This is a genomic window from Malikia spinosa (assembly GCF_002980625.1).
In the GTDB taxonomy this organism is placed as follows: domain Bacteria; phylum Pseudomonadota; class Gammaproteobacteria; order Burkholderiales; family Burkholderiaceae_C; genus Malikia; species Malikia spinosa.
This window is the reverse complement of the sequence record NZ_PVLR01000006.1, coordinates 1-15,530: the sequence shown is the minus strand read 5'-3', so window position 1 is coordinate 15,530 and position 15,530 is coordinate 1. Positions and strand designations below refer to the sequence as shown.

Here is a 15,530-nt window from a genome sequence, read left to right as displayed (position 1 = left end):
TTGGCTATAATTTGACAAGCACTCCCGGCCTTCGGGAGCTCACTCCTACCCAGTACAAGCCCCCGAGGACAACATGAGCGAATTTGCGAACGCGCTGCAGAACGGCCACCCCAACGCCCGCCGCGGCTGGACCCTGCCCATGATCGGAGCGGTCGGCTTGGCACTGCTGCTCGGTGGCTGCGGCAAGACCGACACCAAGACCATCCAGGAAGAGGCCGCCATGGCCCAGCGCCTGCAGCGCGTGGGCACGGTCGAACTGCAAGTCGCCACCGGTGGCGGCGAGCCCAAGACCGGCGAGCAGGCCTACCAGGCGCAATGCGCGGCCTGCCACGCTGCCGGTGCCCTGGGCGCCCCCAAGTTCGGCGATGCCGCTGCCTGGGCGCCGCGCATCGGCGCCGGCCTGGCCGCGCTGACCAACTCGGCGCTCAAGGGCAAGAACGCCATGCCGGCCCAGGCCGGCGGCGCCTTGAGCGACCTCGAAATCTCGCGCGCAGCGGCCTACATGGCCAACGCCGGCGGCGCCAAGTTCAGCGAACCCAAGGCCGAATAAGCCCCCGCAACAGGCCTGTCCAGGCCGGCTGCAACCACAGCAAAAGCCGACTCAGTCGGCTTTTGCTTTTTCAGCCTGCGAGGCGGCCTTAACCGAGCAGACTGGCCTGCGGACTCAGCACGAAGCCAAATCGTTGCGGCAGTTCAGCGGCCGGGCAATCCTGCGGCAGCCAGCGGCCCTGCTCCACCCAGTCGGCGGCCAGGTGCATGTCCTGGCTGTGCACCAGGCCCAGCCCGAGCTCGGTTTCGACGTAGAGCCTGCCCTGTTCATCGACCCAGCTGCTCAGATAGCTCGCCAGCTGTTCCGTGTGGCTGCGCAGCGTTCCATCGGGCTGCAACCGCCAGATCCAGGGTGCCGCCTCGAGCTCGACATAGACCCGCTGCGGCCCGTTCTGGAAGAACCAGCAGCCCTGCTCGCAATTGCCGTAATTGCGACCGATGAAAGCGATCAGCTTCTCATGCTCGAGCCGCTGACCACGTCCGGCCGGATTGCTCCCGGCAAAGGGCCCGATCCGTTGCACCTCATCGTCGCGCAGATGCCACTGGCCACGCGCATCCAGACCCAGCCAGCCGTAGCAGGCCGGCACCTCCGGCCATTTGGCCATCGCGGCCTTGACAATCTCGTCCATGGTTCATGCTCCTGCTGCCTCTGGCAGCGCTGACCTCGAGGAAAGCCCTCAAACAGGCTCCATCATGCCGGAACGGCTGACAATTCAGTGCAAGGTGTGGCTCTGCTCGGTGAGTTCAGCCATTCCTTCAGCATCTGCAGGACTGGAATGATGGGTAAACAGGCGCCAACCGGCTTCGGTCTTGGCATAGACATTGGTGGCCAGCAGATAGCCATGGCGCAGGCCTTCGCCCGTCATGACCTCCAGGCGCTCGACCACGCTGTGGATGCAGCAGCCTGGGGCATGGACGCGCTGCACCTCATGGACCTGCATGCGGACCCCGCCCTGGGCCAGCAGTTCGCGAAAGGAATCACGGACCGCCCGCAGACCCACCAGGCGGACACCGCCCGGATGGATGCAGACCACCTCCTCGTCATCGGCCCAGCAGGCCATCAGGCGCTCTAGGTCGCCAGCGCGCAAGGCGGCGTAAAAAGTTTCTTCCAGTTCATCGGCTTCGGCATCGGAGATCAAGGGGCTTCGCATGGCCGGATTGTGCCCTAGCCAGCAGACCGCAGAAAAGCAAGAACCGCCCGAAGGCGGTTCTTGTTGCAGGGTCGAAGCAGGCCGGAGGCTTACTTCTTCTGGCGGAACTTGCGCAGCGCAGCGATCTGGGCCGCCATGACAGCAAGTTCCGACTGGGCCTTGGCCAGGTCGACATCGCTCTTGGCGTTCTTCAGCGCTTCCTCGGCCGCACGGCGCGCCTCGTTGGCCTTGGCCTCATCGAGGTCATGACCGCGAATGGCGGTATCGCTCAGCACCGTGATGCACTTGGGCTGGACTTCCAGGATGCCACCGGCGACGAACACGAATTCCTCGCCGCCGTCTTCCTTCTCGATCCGCACCGCACCGGGCTTGATGCGCGTGATCAGCGGGATGTGACCGGGCAGGATGCCCAGTTCACCGGCTTCGCCCGGCAGCGCCACAAACTTGGCGCGACCGCTGAAGATAGCCTCTTCGGCGCTCACAACCTCGACTTGTATCGTGCTCATCATTACTCCTTGTTGAATCTGACTCAAAGCGAGTAGTCGGGTGTCTGGCTAGGCGCAGCGCACAGCCGTACTGAGGGTACGGCGAGCACTGCAACAACGCCAGACGCCCGAATACGAAGCTTTACGCCAGCTTCTTGGCCTTTTCGAAGGCTTCGTCGATGGTACCAACCATGTAGAAGGCCTGCTCCGGCAGATGATCGCACTCACCGGCGGTGATCATCTTGAAACCACGGATGGTTTCCGACAGCGGCACATACTTGCCCGGCGAGCCGGTGAACACTTCAGCGACGTGGAACGGCTGGGACAGGAAGCGCTGGATCTTGCGAGCGCGCGCCACGGCGAGCTTGTCTTCCGGAGCCAGTTCGTCCATGCCCAGGATCGCGATGATGTCGCGCAGTTCCTTGTAGCGCTGCAGGGTACCCTGCACCGAACGGGCGGTTGCGTAGTGCTCTTCGCCAACGACCAGCGGATCCAGCTGGCGGCTGGTGGAGTCGAGCGGATCGACGGCCGGGTAGATACCCAGCGAGGCGATGTCACGCGACAGCACGACGGTCGAGTCCAGGTGGGCGAAGGTGGTGGCAGGCGACGGGTCGGTCAAGTCATCGGCCGGCACGTAAACGGCCTGGATCGAGGTGATCGAACCAACCTTGGTCGAGGTGATACGCTCTTGCAGACGGCCCATTTCCTCGGCCAGCGTCGGCTGGTAGCCCACGGCGGAAGGCATACGGCCCAGCAGTGCGGACACTTCGGTACCGGCCAGGGTGTAGCGGTAGATGTTGTCCACGAAGAACAGCACGTCCTTGCCTTCGTCGCGGAACGACTCGGCGATGGTCAGGCCGGTCAGCGCGACGCGCAGACGGTTGCCCGGCGGCTCGTTCATCTGGCCGTAGACCATGGCAACCTTGGACTCGCCCAGGTTGTCGAGGTTCACGACGCCCGAATCGGCCATCTCGTGATAGAAGTCGTTACCTTCACGGGTACGCTCACCCACGCCGGCGAACACGGACAGACCGCTGTGCGCCTTGGCGATGTTGTTGATGAGCTCCATCATGTTCACGGTCTTGCCGACGCCGGCGCCACCGAACAGACCCACCTTGCCGCCCTTGGCGAACGGGCAGACCAGGTCGATCACCTTGATGCCGGTCTCGAGCAGTTCCTGCGAGGGCGACAGCTCGTCATAAGCCGGGGCCTTGCGGTGGATCGAAGCGGTCAGCTCTTGCGAGACTTCGCCGCGCTCGTCGATCGGGTTGCCCAGCACGTCCATGATGCGGCCCAGGGTGGCCTTGCCAACCGGGACAGTGATCGGAGCGTGGGTGTTGGTCACCAGCATGCCGCGACGCAGACCATCGGACGAACCCAGAGCAATGGTACGGACCACGCCGTCGCCGAGCTGCTGTTGCACTTCCAGGGTCAGTGCAGAACCTTCCATCTTCAGTGCGTCATAGACGCGCGGCATCTGGTTGCGCGGAAACTCCACGTCCACCACGGCGCCGATACACTGAACAATCTTGCCTTGAACTTGAGCCATGATTGAAACCTTAAATATTTTCTAATTCTGTGAACCCGGCCTCAAACGGCCGCGGCGCCTGCCACGATTTCCGACAGTTCCTTGGTGATCGCGGCCTGACGGGTCTTGTTGTAGACCAGCTTGAGCTCGTTGATCACGCTACCGGCGTTGTCGGTCGCAGCTTTCATGGCCACCATACGCGCCGACTGCTCGGATGCCATGTTCTCGGCGACTGCCTGGTAGACCTGGGATTCCAGGTAACGCACCAGCAGTTCGTCGATCACCGTGGCGGCATCGGGTTCGTAGATGTAATCCCAGTCGTGGCCCTGCTCACCTTGCTGCAGCTCGGAAACGTTCAGGGGCAGCAACTGCTGCACCACGGCTTCCTGCTTCATGGTGTTGATGAAGCGGGTGTAGCACAGGTACACCGCGCTCACGCGACCTTCGGCATAAGCATCGAGCAGCACCTTGACCGGGCCGATCAGCTTTTCCAGGTGGGGCGTATCGCCCAGACCCGTGACGTGCGAGACGACCTTGGCACCGATACGGTTCAGGAAACCCAGGCCCTTGTTGCCGATGGCGACCGCTTCCGCGGCCTGGCCCTGGGTCTGGAGGTCCTTGAACTGGTTCGTGACCAGGCGCAGCACGTTGGTATTCATACCACCGCACAGGCCCTTGTCAGTCGTGACCACGACCATGCCAACAGTCTTCGCGTCAGCGTTGACCTGCATGAACGGGTGCGTGTAGTCCGGATTGGCCCGGCTCAGGTTACCGACGATCTGGCGCACCTTCTCGCTGTAAGGCCGAGCCTGGCGCATGCGGTCCTGCGCCTTGCGCATTTTGGAGGCGGCGACCATTTCCATGGCTTTGGTGATCTTCTTGGTGTTTTCCACCGATTTGATCTTGCCGCGTATTTCCTTGCCTGCTGCCATTGATGCTCCTTAAACGAACGCTTGAAGCGCCGCTCAGTAAGTGCCGGTCTTCTTGAACTCGGCGACGGCAGAGTTCAGTTCAGCTTCGGCGTCCTTGTCCATGGCCTTGGCCGCTTCCAGCTTGGACAGCAGGGCAGCGTGCTTGTGCTTCAGGTGGGCGTGCAGGCCGGCTTCGAAAGCCAAGACCTTGTTGACGGCGATGTCGTCCATGTAGCCCTTGTTGACCGCGAACAGGGTCGCGCCCATCAGGCTGATCGACAGCGGAGCGTACTGGGCCTGCTTGAGCAGTTCGGTCACGCGGGCACCGCGGTCGAGCTGCTTGCGGGTGGCTTCGTCCAGGTCGGAAGCGAACTGCGCGAAGGCAGCCAGTTCACGGTACTGGGCCAGGTCGGTACGGATACCGCCGGACAGGCTCTTGACCAGCTTGGTCTGTGCAGCACCACCGACGCGCGACACCGAGATACCGGCGTTGATCGCGGGACGGATACCGGCGTTGAACAGGCTGGTTTCCAGGAAGATCTGGCCGTCGGTGATCGAGATCACGTTGGTCGGAACGAAGGCCGACACGTCGCCAGCTTGCGTTTCGATGATCGGCAGTGCGGTCAGCGAACCGGTCTTGCCCTTGACAGCGCCCTTGGTGAAGGCTTCGACGTAGTCGGCGTTGACGCGAGCGGCACGCTCGAGCAGACGGCTGTGGAGATAGAACACGTCGCCCGGGTAGGCTTCGCGGCCCGGCGGGCGGCGCAGCAGCAGCGAGACCTGGCGGTAGGCCACGGCCTGCTTGGACAGGTCGTCATACACGATCAGCGCGTCTTCGCCGCGGTCGCGGAAGTACTCGCCCATGGTGCAGCCGGCGTAGGCCGACAGGTACTGCATCGCAGCGGATTCGGAAGCCGAAGCGGCGACAACGATGGTGTACTCCATCGCGCCAGCCTGCTCGAGCGCACGCACCACGTTCTTGATCGAGGAAGCCTTCTGGCCGATCGCGACGTAGATACAGGTGACGCCCTGGCCCTTCTGGTTGATGATGGCGTCGATCGCGACGGCGGTCTTGCCGGTCTGGCGGTCGCCGATGATCAGTTCGCGCTGGCCACGGCCGACGGGAACCATCGAGTCGATCGACTTCAGGCCGGTCTGCAGCGGCTGGTCGACGGACTGACGAGCGATCACGCCCGGGGCGACCTTCTCGATCACGTCGGTCATCTTGGCGTTGATCGGGCCCTTGCCGTCGATCGGTGCGCCCAGCGCGTTGACCACGCGGCCGATCAGCTCGGGGCCGACCGGCACTTCCAGGATGCGGCCGGTGCACTTGACCGTGTCGCCTTCGGAGATATGCTCGTACTCGCCCAGGATCACGGCGCCGACGGAGTCGCGCTCGAGGTTCAGCGCCAGGCCGAAGGTCTGCTGACCGTCCGGGGTGACCGGGAACTCAAGCATCTCGCCCTGCATGACGTCGGACAGGCCGTGGACGCGGACGATACCGTCAGTCACGGACACCACGGTACCCTGATTGCGCACGTCGGCAGCGGGGGCCAAGCCTTCGATGCGGGACTTGATCAGTTCAGAAATTTCTGCGGGATTGAGTTGCATGACTCTTTCCTTCTTTCGTATAGGTTTGCGCTTCGGGACACACCGCGGCTTACGCCGTCAGGGCCGCTTTCATTTGTTCCAGGCGGGCTTTGACCGTCAGGTCCAGCACCTCGTCGCCCACGACCACGCGAACACCGCCGATGAGCTCGGGCTGCAGCACGAGTTGCAGGTTGAGCTTGCGGGCGAAACGCTTTTCAAGGACGCCAGCCAGATCGGCCAGGGCCGCGCTGTCGATGTCGTAGGCGCTGTAGACCACGGCATCCGAGGTGCCCAGCTGCGCATTCACAAGGGTGCGGAACTGGCGGGCAATCTCGGGCAGCACGGCCACGCGGCCGTTCTCGATCACGGTCAGCAGGAAATTGCGGCCGATTTCGGGCAGCGCCTGCTTGCAGACACCCGAAACCAGGTCGAACACCTGCTGGGCGTTGACCTTGGGGTTATCGGCAAATTGCAGCAGCTGCTCATTGCCAGCAATGGCAGCCAGCTCTTCGACCCACTGCGCGGCGGCAGCGGCGTCGGCCTTGGCGGCCTTGAACAGCGCTTCAGCGTAGGGGCGGGCAATGGTGGCAAGTTCAGCCATGGTCAACCTTTATGCGCTGGTCAAAGTTCGGTCTTCAGGCGGTTCAACAGCTCGGCATGCACGCCGGCGTTGACTTCGCGCTGCAGAATCTGCTCTGCGCCCTTGACGGCCAGGCTGGCGACCTGCTCGCGCAGGACTTCGCGGGCCTTGACCACCTGCTGCTCGGCATCAGCCTTGGCAGCGGCAATGATCTTGGCGGCTTCGTCATTGGCACGAACCTTGGCTTCGTCGATCGTGGCCTGAGCGCGTTGCTCGGCATCGGCGAGGCGGGTGGCGGACTCGTTGCGCGACTTGCTCAACTCTGCCTCGACACGCTTGTTGGCGACGGCCAGCTCGGTCTTGGCTTTTTCGGATGCGGCCAGACCTTCGGAAATCTTCTGCGCGCGTTCATCCAGGGCCTTGGCGATCGGGGGCCACACGAACTTCATCGTGAAACCCACCAGAATCGCGAAGACAATGATCTGCGCAAAGAGGGTTGCATTGATGTTCATCGCAACGCCTTTCTGTGTGTTATCGGGAGTTGAAACGCATTTGCTGTGACGCGCGCCCCGGCCTTGGCCGGAGCACGTCCTTCCTCACAGCAAACTATCAGGCGGCGATGACGAAGGGGTTCGCGAAGGCGAACAGCAGGGCAACAGCAACGCCGATCAGGAAGGCGGCGTCGATCAGACCAGCCAGAATGAACATCTTGGTTTGCAAGTCGTTCATCATTTCAGGCTGACGGGCAGAAGATTCGAGGAACTTGCCACCCATGATCGCGATGCCGATAGAAGCGCCAACAGCACCCAGAGCGACGATGAGACCACAAGCCAGAGCAACCAGACCCAGAACGTTTTCCATGATGAATCCTTTGAAATGAGAGGAAGGTTAAGAAAGAAAAGCTAAGAGAAACACAGTGCGCGGGTTACGCGAACTCAGTGCGCATCATGCGCTTGACCCAGATAAATCAGAGCCAGCATCATGAAGATGAACGCCTGCAGAGTGATGACCAGGATATGGAACAAGGTCCACACCGTGCCGGCGACCAGGTGCCCGACGAATAACAGGCCACCGCTGAGCGAGAGCGTGGCGTAGCCACCCAACAGCGCGATCAGCATGAAGACCAGTTCACCCGCGAACATGTTGCCAAACAACCGCATGCCGTGCGAAACAGTCTTCGCCAGGAATTCGATCATTTGCATCAGGAAGTTCACCAGACCCAGCGGAATGGCAAACAGAGGATTCTTGCTGGTACCGAACGGTGCGCTGACCAGTTCGTGCGACCAGCCGCCCAGACCTTTGATCTTGATGTTGTAGAACAGGCACATCAGCAGCACCGACACCGACAGACCCAGGGTGGTGGACAGGTCGGCGGTCGGGACGACGCGCAGGTAGGCGTGGTGCGGATCATGACCTTGTGCAGCGTAGACGCCTTCCCAGATCTTGGGCAGCATGTCCAGCGGCAGCATGTCCATGAAGTTCATCATGAAGATCCAGACAAACACGGTCAGCGCCAGGGGCGAGACCAGCTTGCGGCTTTGTTCGTTGTGGATCAGGCCCTTGGCCTGGTTTTCCACCATTTCGACCAGAATCTCGACGGCAGCCTGGAAACGGCCCGGCACGCCGGCGGTAGCCTTGCGTGCGCCCAGCCACAGCACGAACACCGTCAGCAGACCCAGCGTCGCCGCGACCACGATCGAATCGAGGTTCCAGTAGCTGAAGTCAACGATGCCCGACTGCTTGTCACCGTGGTTGGTCAGGTGCGTCAGGTGGTGCTTGATGTATTCGCCCGGGGTCGGGCCCACGCCTTCAATCGCCATGTTTGATTCAGCCATTAATAGTCACAAAATTTTCGACGTCCGAGACGCTCGGCGGGAACGCATCAAGAGTTCCAGCCAATACGCCTTGAGCGCCACCACCAGCCCAGCCACCAGGGCCAGCCAGCTCAGTCCGGGGACCAGCCTGGGGGCCAGCCACATCATGGCAAGCGCCAACAGGAGCTTGACCCCTTCCCAAAAGAACAATCCTGCCAACGACAACCCGGACACTCCGGGAAACAGCCGCTGCAACATCCTGGCCAGTCCGCTCGAAGTCAGGCCATAAGCCATCAGAGCCGTCGGCAACAAGATGCACGAGACACCGTAGACAACCGACCCGACCACTTCAGCCCGTCGCGTCAACAACCATGTCAACGGAACCAGCAGTAAGCCAAGCAACAGCTGCCACCGAACCACATCCCAGACCGATTCGCGCGGCTGACGCCTGCGCCACTCGGCAGCCTCATCAGCGCTCCAGCGCTTGAATTCTGGCTCAGGCACCTCATCTACTTCATCATCGTAGACAGGGCGGCGGTTTTCCGGCTCGTTCTTCATCACGCGTTCTCCACGCAAGCCAGGCCCAGCCTGCACCCCGCAAAGCCACTCATTATACGTAGCAACCCTTAGTGTGCGTCAAGTCTTTTGCACCTTCATGACAGTGGGGCGTCAACTTGCCGCATTCCTGTCTGGCAACGGCCACGCAGGCTTGGGATAATCAGCTTTTTACCTATCCTACCTTACGAATACGTGACAACCATGGACATCAGCCGCGACATCCCGCCGGAACAATCCCTGATCGAATACCCCTGCCATTTCCCGATCAAGGTCATGGGTGCCCAGGTGGAAGGCTTCTGCGCTGCGATCGCGCATGTGGCGACCCAGTTTGATCCCAGCTTCGACGCTGCCACGATCGAGCAGCGTCCGAGCCGCAGCGGCAACTATCTGGGCCTGACGATCAGCGTCTATGTCACCCACCGCGAACAACTCGACGAACTCTACCGCACCTTGACCACCCATCCGATGGTCAAGATCGTCCTGTGAACATGCCTGGTCTCGCGATCAGCCGACTGGGACGGGTCGACTACCTGGCCACTGTCGCGGCCATGCAACAGTTCAGCGCCGAGCGTGGGCCCGACAGCACGGACCAGCTCTGGCTCTGCGAGCATGCGCCGGTCTTCACCCAGGGGCTGGCCGGCAAGGCCGAGCATGTGCTGGCGGCGGGCGAGATCCCGGTGGTCCAGACCAACCGCGGCGGCCAGGTGACCTATCATGGCCCGGGCCAGGTCATGGCCTATCCCCTGATCGACCTGCAGCGCGCTGGCTACTACGTCAAGGAATATGTCTACCGGCTCGAGGAGGCCGTGATCCGCACGCTCGCGCACTGGAACGTGACGGGACACCGGGTCGCCAGCGCGCCAGGCATCTACGTCCGGCTCGAAGACCCGTTCTCGCACGCGGCACTGACCGGCCCGGCACCGGACGGCGACCCTTTCCGCGGCCTGGGCAAGATCAGCGCGCTGGGCATCAAGGTACACCGCCATTGCACTTACCACGGGCTGGCGCTCAACGTCGCGATGGACCTGGAACCCTACGCGCGCATCAACCCCTGCGGCTACGTCGGGCTCAAAACCGTCGATCTCCATACAATCGGGGTCCAAGCTGCGCCCGAGGACGTGGCCGAGGTGCTGGGCCAGAAGCTTGGCGCCCTGCTGTCCGCCTGACAGGCAATCACCCCACTAGCCGGAAAATCCAGATGTCGAGCAACCCCGTCGTCCACCAGGCCGAAGACGCCGCCAACTACAACGCCAGCGCCAAGCAAAAGAGCCACGCCAAGACGGCACGCATCCCGATCAAGATCGTGCCAGCCGAAACGCTCAAGAAGCCCGACTGGATTCGCGTCAAGGCCGGCTCGCCGACCACCCGCTTCTACGAGATCAAGGACACGCTGCGCGCCAACAAACTGGTGACGGTGTGCGAGGAAGCCTCCTGCCCGAACATCGGCGAATGCTTCGGCAAGGGCACCGCGACCTTCATGATCATGGGCGACAAGTGCACGCGGCGCTGCCCGTTCTGCGACGTCGGCCACGGCCGCCCGGACCCGCTCGACGTCAACGAACCCGAGAACCTGGCCAAGACCATCGCCGCGCTCAAGCTCAACTATGTCGTGATCACCAGCGTCGACCGCGACGACCTGCGCGACGGCGGTGCCGGCCACTATGTGACTTGCATCCAGAAGACGCGCGAGCTCTCGCCCAAGACCCAGATCGAGGTCCTGGTGCCCGACTTCCGTGGCCGGCTGGACAAGGCGCTCGACATCCTGGCCGAAGGCCTGCCGGATGTCATGAACCACAACATGGAAACGGTGCCCCGCCTGTACAAGGAAGCGCGCCCGGGTGCCGACTACGCGCATTCGCTCAAGCTGCTGCAGGACTTCAAGGCCCGCTTTCCCAACATCCCGACCAAGAGCGGCCTGATGGTCGGCCTGGGCGAGACCGACGAGGAAATCCTGGAGGTCATGCGCGACATGCGCGCGCACGACATCGACATGCTGACGATCGGCCAGTACCTGGCGCCCAGCGGCCACCACCTGCCGGTACGCCGCTATGTGCACCCCGACGTCTTCAAGATGTTCGAGGCCAAGGCCTACGAGATGGGCTTCTCGCACGCTGCCGTCGGCGCCATGGTGCGATCGAGCTACCACGCCGACCAGCAGGCGCACGCCGCCGGCGTCTGAAGACTGGCGCTGACCGGGAATCGAAGAAGGCCAGGTCGCAAGACCTGGCCTTCTTCATTGGAGCCGCAGCTTATTTCGGCTCTGTCGCCTTGGGGGCTGTGGAAGCCGGCAACGGGCCCTTGTAGCCGGTCGGTACCACCGTCACTTCGACCCGGCGGTTCTGGCTGCGGCCTTCAGCCGTCTTGTTGCTGGCGACCGGCTCGGACTCGCCCCGGCCATCGGCACGGATCTTGATCTGCGGCACGCCCTGGCTCACGAGATAGGTCTTGACTGAATCGGCACGCCGCAGCGACAGCTTGCGGTTGTACTCGTCGGTGCCGATCGAATCGGTATGGCCGACCACGATATAAATCTCGATGTCGGCACCCTTGACCTTGGCCAGCAGGTTGTCAAGCCCCCGCTTGCCTTCGGGCTTGAGCACTGACTTGTCGAAGTCGAACAGCGCGCTGGCCGGGAAGGTCACCTTGAGCGGCTGCTCCAGCTTGATGGCAACCGGCTTGGGCGCATCGACCGACTTGTCAACCACCGCGAGCTCGGGCGCATCGAAGGGGCAGAGTTCCTCGGGCGGCAGCAAGGGTTCGCGGTCCTGGCCGGCCTCCTTCAGGCCGGGCTGATCGGGACGCGCGACACCGAGCGCCGCCGTCAGCTTGCCCATGCTGGCCAGCGTGCGGGCCTGGGCGATGACCTCGTCGTAGCGCGCGTTGATATAGGCCCGATTGGCTTCGAACAGTTCGTTCTGCGTGTCGAGCAGATCCAGCAGGGTACGGTCCTTGTTGGCGTAGAACTGCTCACGGTAACCCTGCATCACCTTTTCGGTCGACAACTGGTGCGTCTGCAGGTAACCGAGCTGCTCGTTGATCTTGACCACATCCTGGAAGGCAATGGCCAGCGTCTGGCGCACATCACGACAGGCCTTTTCCTGCAGATCGCGCGCCTGGAAGCGGTATTCGACCGCCTGCCGCTCGCGTGCCTTGTCGTAGCCGCCGCGGTACAGGTTGTAGTTGAGCACCACCTCGGCCACCTGGTCGCGCCGGCTGCCATCGACGCCATCGACGTTGCGCCCCCAGCTGTCGCGGATGCGGAAGTCGACCCGGGGCCAGTAGGCGGCCTTGCGCGACTCGATGTTGGACTGGCTCGAACGCACGTTCTCGTAGGCAGCGTTGATGGTCGGACTGTTGGGCAGGCCGATCCGCATCGCCTCGGTGGCGCTGGCCGGAATGCCCTGGAGCTTGAGGCCTTCGGACAAGGCGGCGATCTTGGTCGGCGGCTTCTCGCCCATGATGCGCAGGTAGCGTGCGCTCACATCGTGCAGATTGGACACTTCAGTCAGCAGGTTGGACTCGGCCAATGCCAACCGGCCATAGGCCTGAGAGAGGTCGACCCGGGTGTCCCTGCCGGCACGGACCCGGTCTTCCAGCTTGACGTAGGTGAGCTTGTGCTCGAGGAAGTTGGCGCGAGCTTCCTCGACCAGTTCGCTGCGCCGCGCCACATCGGCGTAGGCCTTGACAGCCTCCAGGCTGATGTTTTCGGAGGCTTCGAGCAGTTCGTAGTAACGCACCAGCTTGGCATAGCCCAGGCGCTTGACCTCGTTGCGCGTGAACATGCCGTCGAACAGCATTTGGGTCAGGGTGACCGAGCCACCGGTACGGGTGTACTCCGTCTGGCTACCCGCAGGCGTAGCGCCCGGATAGTCCTTCCATTCGCGACCGACGCCCAGCGTCAGGTCGACCTGAGGCTTGTAGCCCGCCGTCGCGGCGTCGCCATCGGCCACGGCGCCGGTGTACTCACGCCAGCGCGCCTGCACCTCGGGGTTGGTGACGACCGCTTTCTGCGCTGCCGTCACCAGCGGGGCGGGCAGCAGGGTCTGGGCTTGAGCCCATGTCACTCCGCCTGTCATGACCAGAATCGCGCCAGCAATGGCACTCATTTTTGTACTTTTTTTCATTCTCCCACCCTTTCAGTTCTGCGCATCCATCACCCCATGCGCAAGATTACATGCCTACACATTTGACTCACTATATCAGTGGAGTCACTTTGCGAGTAGCCCCTTGTTGTTGTCAAGAAGACACAATTCTGGTGGCTCTCACCTGGAACAGACCCAGCCCGAGGCCGGTCCACGCGCACCATGGATGCCGGGTGAAATCCGACCCGGACGACGCCGGGTCGGACGGGCAAGGATGCGGTCAGAGATCCACGACCAGCTTGTTGGCGGCCAACAGGTTCGAGATCTTGCTCGCGTCGTCGGCACCGGCCAGCGTGACGCCCTGCAGAACGATGGACAAACCAAACGCAGTTGAGATAGTTGGATCAATCGTGACTTCGATCGTCGTGTTCCCCCCCGAGGTTGTGAAGTGCAGGTACTGCTCCAGGCTGCCGCTGGTCCCTGCTGCGGCCCCCTGATGCTCGCCCTGCAACAGGTCACGCAGGTCCAGTCTGTCCTGGCCATTGCCAAAGTCGGTGATGGTGTCGATTGAGCCGCCCGTGCCCTGGTCGTTGCGGCGCCAGACAAAGGTGTCCGCTCCATCACCCCCGGTCATCGTGTCGGAGTCCTTGCCACCAACCAGGAGGTCATCGCCGCTGAGACCGTCCAGGATGTCGTTGCCATCCTCTCCCAGCAACAAGTCGTTGCTGCCAGCAGTGCCGTTGATGGTGTTGCCTGAGGAATCACCGATCTGCGAGACCTTCAAGTCGATCGGCAGCGTGCCAGTGGCATGGTCGCCGTCGTTGTCGACCAGCGCGTAGCCGACATCGAGATGGAAATCCGCAGCGGGGGTGAGCAGCAGGTTGTAACGACCGTCATCCATGTCCACGGTGAACTGTCCCGTCCCCACCGTCACCTGCATGAGATGCGTACCGGCATCGAAGCCAATCAGGCTGCTCGGCCCTCCCGTGACGTCGATGCTGTTCGTGCTGGTGTTCCAAGCATAGGTCGTGCTGCCCAGGGTAATAGATTCGACATAGCCGCCGTCGGTCCCGAACGACAGGTATCCGAGCGAATCGACTGCCTGCCCGCTGGTGGAGGGATCGGTCATCGGACCGTCATCGTCGAAACTGAAGAACGATGAGCTCGAGTCGATCAGCACGATGGAGGAGTTGATGTTGTTTCTATCGCCGTCGCCATCTGTGCGAATGACCTGATAGTTCAGGTTCACCTCACCAGCGGTCATCAACAAATCGATCGATTCATCGTGCAGTGCCGTGTCGCCATGGCGGATCGCCTCGTACAAGGTGGTCTGCAATTCGTAGACCGCCGGATCACCGCTCGATGCGGTATTCACGATCTCGATCCTGAATACCGGATTGCCTCCGTTGGCGTCGCGGCCGACGATGACACCGCTCTCCAGGAATAGCGTGATCGTGCCGCCCGCCGTTGACGACAGCGTGGTTTCCAGGCCGCTGGGCGGGATGCCGGTAAAGCTCAATGTGCCATTGGTGGTGCCGGCCCCGTCTGCGCCATAGGCTCCCCCCACGTCAAACAGGTTGACCAGCCCCAGGCCACCACTGACCGAGGTGGTGACCCGCCCCAGCCAGCCCATGCCGTCATCGTTGTTGCCAGCGTCCGGACTCTCCAAAGGAGCGTAGCGGTCGGGACCGACGGTCTCGTCCACGCTGGACAAGGGAATGAAGATGGTGTTCTTGACCGTCAGCGTCGTCGTCGGGCCATCGTCCAGGAAGCTGATGGCACTGCCCAGGTTGATCGAATTCGAGCCCGTGTTGCTGTCACCATCCCTGTCGGTGATGGTGTCGGTACGCGTCAACGTGATCAGGTCAGCCGCACTCAAGGACTTGGCTTCGTTCGGCTGCGTCGTCGGGTGCACGATGGCAGTCACCTGGTCCAGCGTCACCAAGGCACCGCTGTTGCTGACCCGGAACGCCACCGTACCGGCCGGGTCCGGCGTGGTCGTGGCACTGCCCACACGGCCCACCACGTCGTTGCCTGACAGGTACAGGTAGATGTGGTTGCCCGTGAGCGTGTCCACCAGTCCACTGTCCGCCCCCACGCTCTTGATGCCGAGCGCAAAGGCCGAGCCCACCGTGCCCGCACCGTCCGCGCCGTAGCTCGGAGTGTTGCCAAAGCGGTTAGCGAAGCTCACGCTGACATTGGTGCCCAACAAGCTTTCATCCACCTGCAGCGAAGCCGCAGCCGGCGCGGTCGCGCTGACTGCAATGCTCGGGCCGTCGTCC

At 62.6% G+C, this 15,530-nt stretch carries 17 protein-coding genes; 4 read left to right on the top strand and 13 right to left on the bottom strand.

Annotated features, from left to right (window positions below; all coding sequences use genetic code 11):
• Window positions 1-73 precede the first annotated feature (73 nt).
• Entirely contained in the window at window positions 74-550 is a 477-nt protein-coding gene (locus C6P61_RS01650) for a c-type cytochrome (RefSeq protein ID WP_105728189.1), read from the top strand.
• Window positions 551-638: 88 nt separating this feature from the next.
• Here the strand turns inward: C6P61_RS01650 and C6P61_RS01645 are convergent, their stop codons facing one another.
• From C6P61_RS01645 to C6P61_RS01595, 11 genes are all read right to left on the bottom strand, one after another.
• Complete coding sequence (locus C6P61_RS01645) at window positions 639-1,178, bottom strand: DUF2946 family protein (protein WP_105728188.1); 540 nt, start codon at window positions 1,176-1,178, stop codon at window positions 639-641.
• Window positions 1,179-1,262: 84 nt separating this feature from the next.
• Window positions 1,263-1,700: a YybH family protein gene (locus C6P61_RS01640; protein WP_105728187.1), complete on the bottom strand. Its 438-nt coding sequence runs from the start codon at window positions 1,698-1,700 to the stop codon at window positions 1,263-1,265.
• 89 nt (window positions 1,701-1,789) lie between these two features.
• Window positions 1,790-2,206 carry a F0F1 ATP synthase subunit epsilon gene (locus C6P61_RS01635; RefSeq protein ID WP_105728289.1) on the bottom strand — a complete coding sequence of 139 codons (417 nt, stop codon included), beginning with the start codon at window positions 2,204-2,206 and terminating at the stop codon, window positions 1,790-1,792.
• A gap of 121 nt (window positions 2,207-2,327) precedes the next feature.
• A complete protein-coding gene (atpD, locus tag C6P61_RS01630) occupies window positions 2,328-3,734 on the bottom strand; it encodes a F0F1 ATP synthase subunit beta (protein WP_105728186.1) in 1,407 nt (468 codons plus the stop codon).
• 41 nt (window positions 3,735-3,775) lie between these two features.
• Window positions 3,776-4,645 carry a F0F1 ATP synthase subunit gamma gene (gene atpG / locus C6P61_RS01625; RefSeq protein WP_105728185.1) on the bottom strand — a complete coding sequence of 290 codons (870 nt, stop codon included), beginning with the start codon at window positions 4,643-4,645 and terminating at the stop codon, window positions 3,776-3,778.
• 33 nt (window positions 4,646-4,678) lie between these two features.
• Window positions 4,679-6,235: a F0F1 ATP synthase subunit alpha gene (gene atpA / locus C6P61_RS01620; protein WP_105728184.1), complete on the bottom strand. Its 1,557-nt coding sequence runs from the start codon at window positions 6,233-6,235 to the stop codon at window positions 4,679-4,681.
• Window positions 6,236-6,284: 49 nt separating this feature from the next.
• The gene (locus tag C6P61_RS01615) at window positions 6,285-6,815 is read right to left on the bottom strand and encodes a F0F1 ATP synthase subunit delta (protein WP_105728183.1); all 531 of its coding nucleotides are present in this window, start codon (window positions 6,813-6,815) and stop codon (window positions 6,285-6,287) included.
• Window positions 6,816-6,835: 20 nt separating this feature from the next.
• The gene (locus C6P61_RS01610) at window positions 6,836-7,306 is read right to left on the bottom strand and encodes a F0F1 ATP synthase subunit B (protein ID WP_105728182.1); all 471 of its coding nucleotides are present in this window, start codon (window positions 7,304-7,306) and stop codon (window positions 6,836-6,838) included.
• A 97-nt stretch (window positions 7,307-7,403) separates the two neighbouring features.
• On the bottom strand, window positions 7,404-7,655 hold the full coding sequence (gene atpE / locus C6P61_RS01605; RefSeq protein WP_105728181.1) for a F0F1 ATP synthase subunit C: 252 nt from the start codon (window positions 7,653-7,655) through the stop codon (window positions 7,404-7,406).
• 74 nt (window positions 7,656-7,729) lie between these two features.
• Window positions 7,730-8,614, bottom strand: a complete 885-nt coding sequence (atpB, locus tag C6P61_RS01600; protein WP_105728180.1) for a F0F1 ATP synthase subunit A — start codon at window positions 8,612-8,614, stop codon at window positions 7,730-7,732.
• Window positions 8,615-8,635: 21 nt separating this feature from the next.
• A complete protein-coding gene (locus C6P61_RS01595) occupies window positions 8,636-9,166 on the bottom strand; it encodes an ATP synthase subunit I (RefSeq protein ID WP_105728179.1) in 531 nt (176 codons plus the stop codon).
• A 201-nt stretch (window positions 9,167-9,367) separates the two neighbouring features.
• Here C6P61_RS01595 and C6P61_RS01590 point away from each other — a divergent pair, with 201 nt between their 5' ends.
• From C6P61_RS01590 to lipA, 3 genes are read left to right on the top strand one after another with little or no spacing between them, the layout of a single operon-like run.
• Window positions 9,368-9,652: an HP0495 family protein gene (locus C6P61_RS01590; protein WP_105728178.1), complete on the top strand. Its 285-nt coding sequence runs from the start codon at window positions 9,368-9,370 to the stop codon at window positions 9,650-9,652.
• A 2-nt stretch (window positions 9,653-9,654) separates the two neighbouring features.
• Window positions 9,655-10,332, top strand: a complete 678-nt coding sequence (lipB, locus tag C6P61_RS01585; RefSeq protein ID WP_105728177.1) for a lipoyl(octanoyl) transferase LipB — start codon at window positions 9,655-9,657, stop codon at window positions 10,330-10,332.
• 32 nt (window positions 10,333-10,364) lie between these two features.
• Window positions 10,365-11,345, top strand: coding sequence for a lipoyl synthase (lipA, locus tag C6P61_RS01580; RefSeq protein ID WP_105728176.1), 981 nt, complete (start codon window positions 10,365-10,367; stop codon window positions 11,343-11,345).
• A 70-nt stretch (window positions 11,346-11,415) separates the two neighbouring features.
• Here lipA and C6P61_RS18260 read toward each other — a convergent pair whose 3' ends face one another.
• A complete protein-coding gene (locus C6P61_RS18260) occupies window positions 11,416-13,272 on the bottom strand; it encodes a TolC family outer membrane protein (RefSeq protein ID WP_280524100.1) in 1,857 nt (618 codons plus the stop codon).
• A gap of 256 nt (window positions 13,273-13,528) precedes the next feature.
• Window positions 13,529-15,530: DUF5801 repeats-in-toxin domain-containing protein (locus C6P61_RS01570; protein WP_146114948.1), on the bottom strand; the 2,002-nt coding region annotated here is incomplete at its 5' end.

What these genes read in the sequence shown, in the direction of transcription:
- C6P61_RS01650 (WP_105728189.1), top strand. Translation starts at nt 74, where the DNA reads ATGAGCGAATTTGCGAACGCGCTGCAGAACGGCCACCCCAACGCCCGC.
- C6P61_RS01645 (WP_105728188.1), bottom strand. Translation starts at nt 1,178, where the DNA reads ATGGACGAGATTGTCAAGGCCGCGATGGCCAAATGGCCGGAGGTGCCG.
- C6P61_RS01640 (WP_105728187.1), bottom strand. Translation starts at nt 1,700, where the DNA reads ATGCGAAGCCCCTTGATCTCCGATGCCGAAGCCGATGAACTGGAAGAA.
- C6P61_RS01635 (WP_105728289.1), bottom strand. Translation starts at nt 2,206, where the DNA reads ATGAGCACGATACAAGTCGAGGTTGTGAGCGCCGAAGAGGCTATCTTC.
- atpD (WP_105728186.1), bottom strand. Translation starts at nt 3,734, where the DNA reads ATGGCTCAAGTTCAAGGCAAGATTGTTCAGTGTATCGGCGCCGTGGTG.
- atpG (WP_105728185.1), bottom strand. Translation starts at nt 4,645, where the DNA reads ATGGCAGCAGGCAAGGAAATACGCGGCAAGATCAAATCGGTGGAAAAC.
- atpA (WP_105728184.1), bottom strand. Translation starts at nt 6,235, where the DNA reads ATGCAACTCAATCCCGCAGAAATTTCTGAACTGATCAAGTCCCGCATC.
- C6P61_RS01615 (WP_105728183.1), bottom strand. Translation starts at nt 6,815, where the DNA reads ATGGCTGAACTTGCCACCATTGCCCGCCCCTACGCTGAAGCGCTGTTC.
- C6P61_RS01610 (WP_105728182.1), bottom strand. Translation starts at nt 7,306, where the DNA reads ATGAACATCAATGCAACCCTCTTTGCGCAGATCATTGTCTTCGCGATT.
- atpE (WP_105728181.1), bottom strand. Translation starts at nt 7,655, where the DNA reads ATGGAAAACGTTCTGGGTCTGGTTGCTCTGGCTTGTGGTCTCATCGTC.
- atpB (WP_105728180.1), bottom strand. Translation starts at nt 8,614, where the DNA reads ATGGCGATTGAAGGCGTGGGCCCGACCCCGGGCGAATACATCAAGCAC.
- C6P61_RS01595 (WP_105728179.1), bottom strand. Translation starts at nt 9,166, where the DNA reads ATGAAGAACGAGCCGGAAAACCGCCGCCCTGTCTACGATGATGAAGTA.
- C6P61_RS01590 (WP_105728178.1), top strand. Translation starts at nt 9,368, where the DNA reads ATGGACATCAGCCGCGACATCCCGCCGGAACAATCCCTGATCGAATAC.
- lipB (WP_105728177.1), top strand. Translation starts at nt 9,655, where the DNA reads ATGCCTGGTCTCGCGATCAGCCGACTGGGACGGGTCGACTACCTGGCC.
- lipA (WP_105728176.1), top strand. Translation starts at nt 10,365, where the DNA reads ATGTCGAGCAACCCCGTCGTCCACCAGGCCGAAGACGCCGCCAACTAC.
- C6P61_RS18260 (WP_280524100.1), bottom strand. Translation starts at nt 13,272, where the DNA reads ATGAGTGCCATTGCTGGCGCGATTCTGGTCATGACAGGCGGAGTGACA.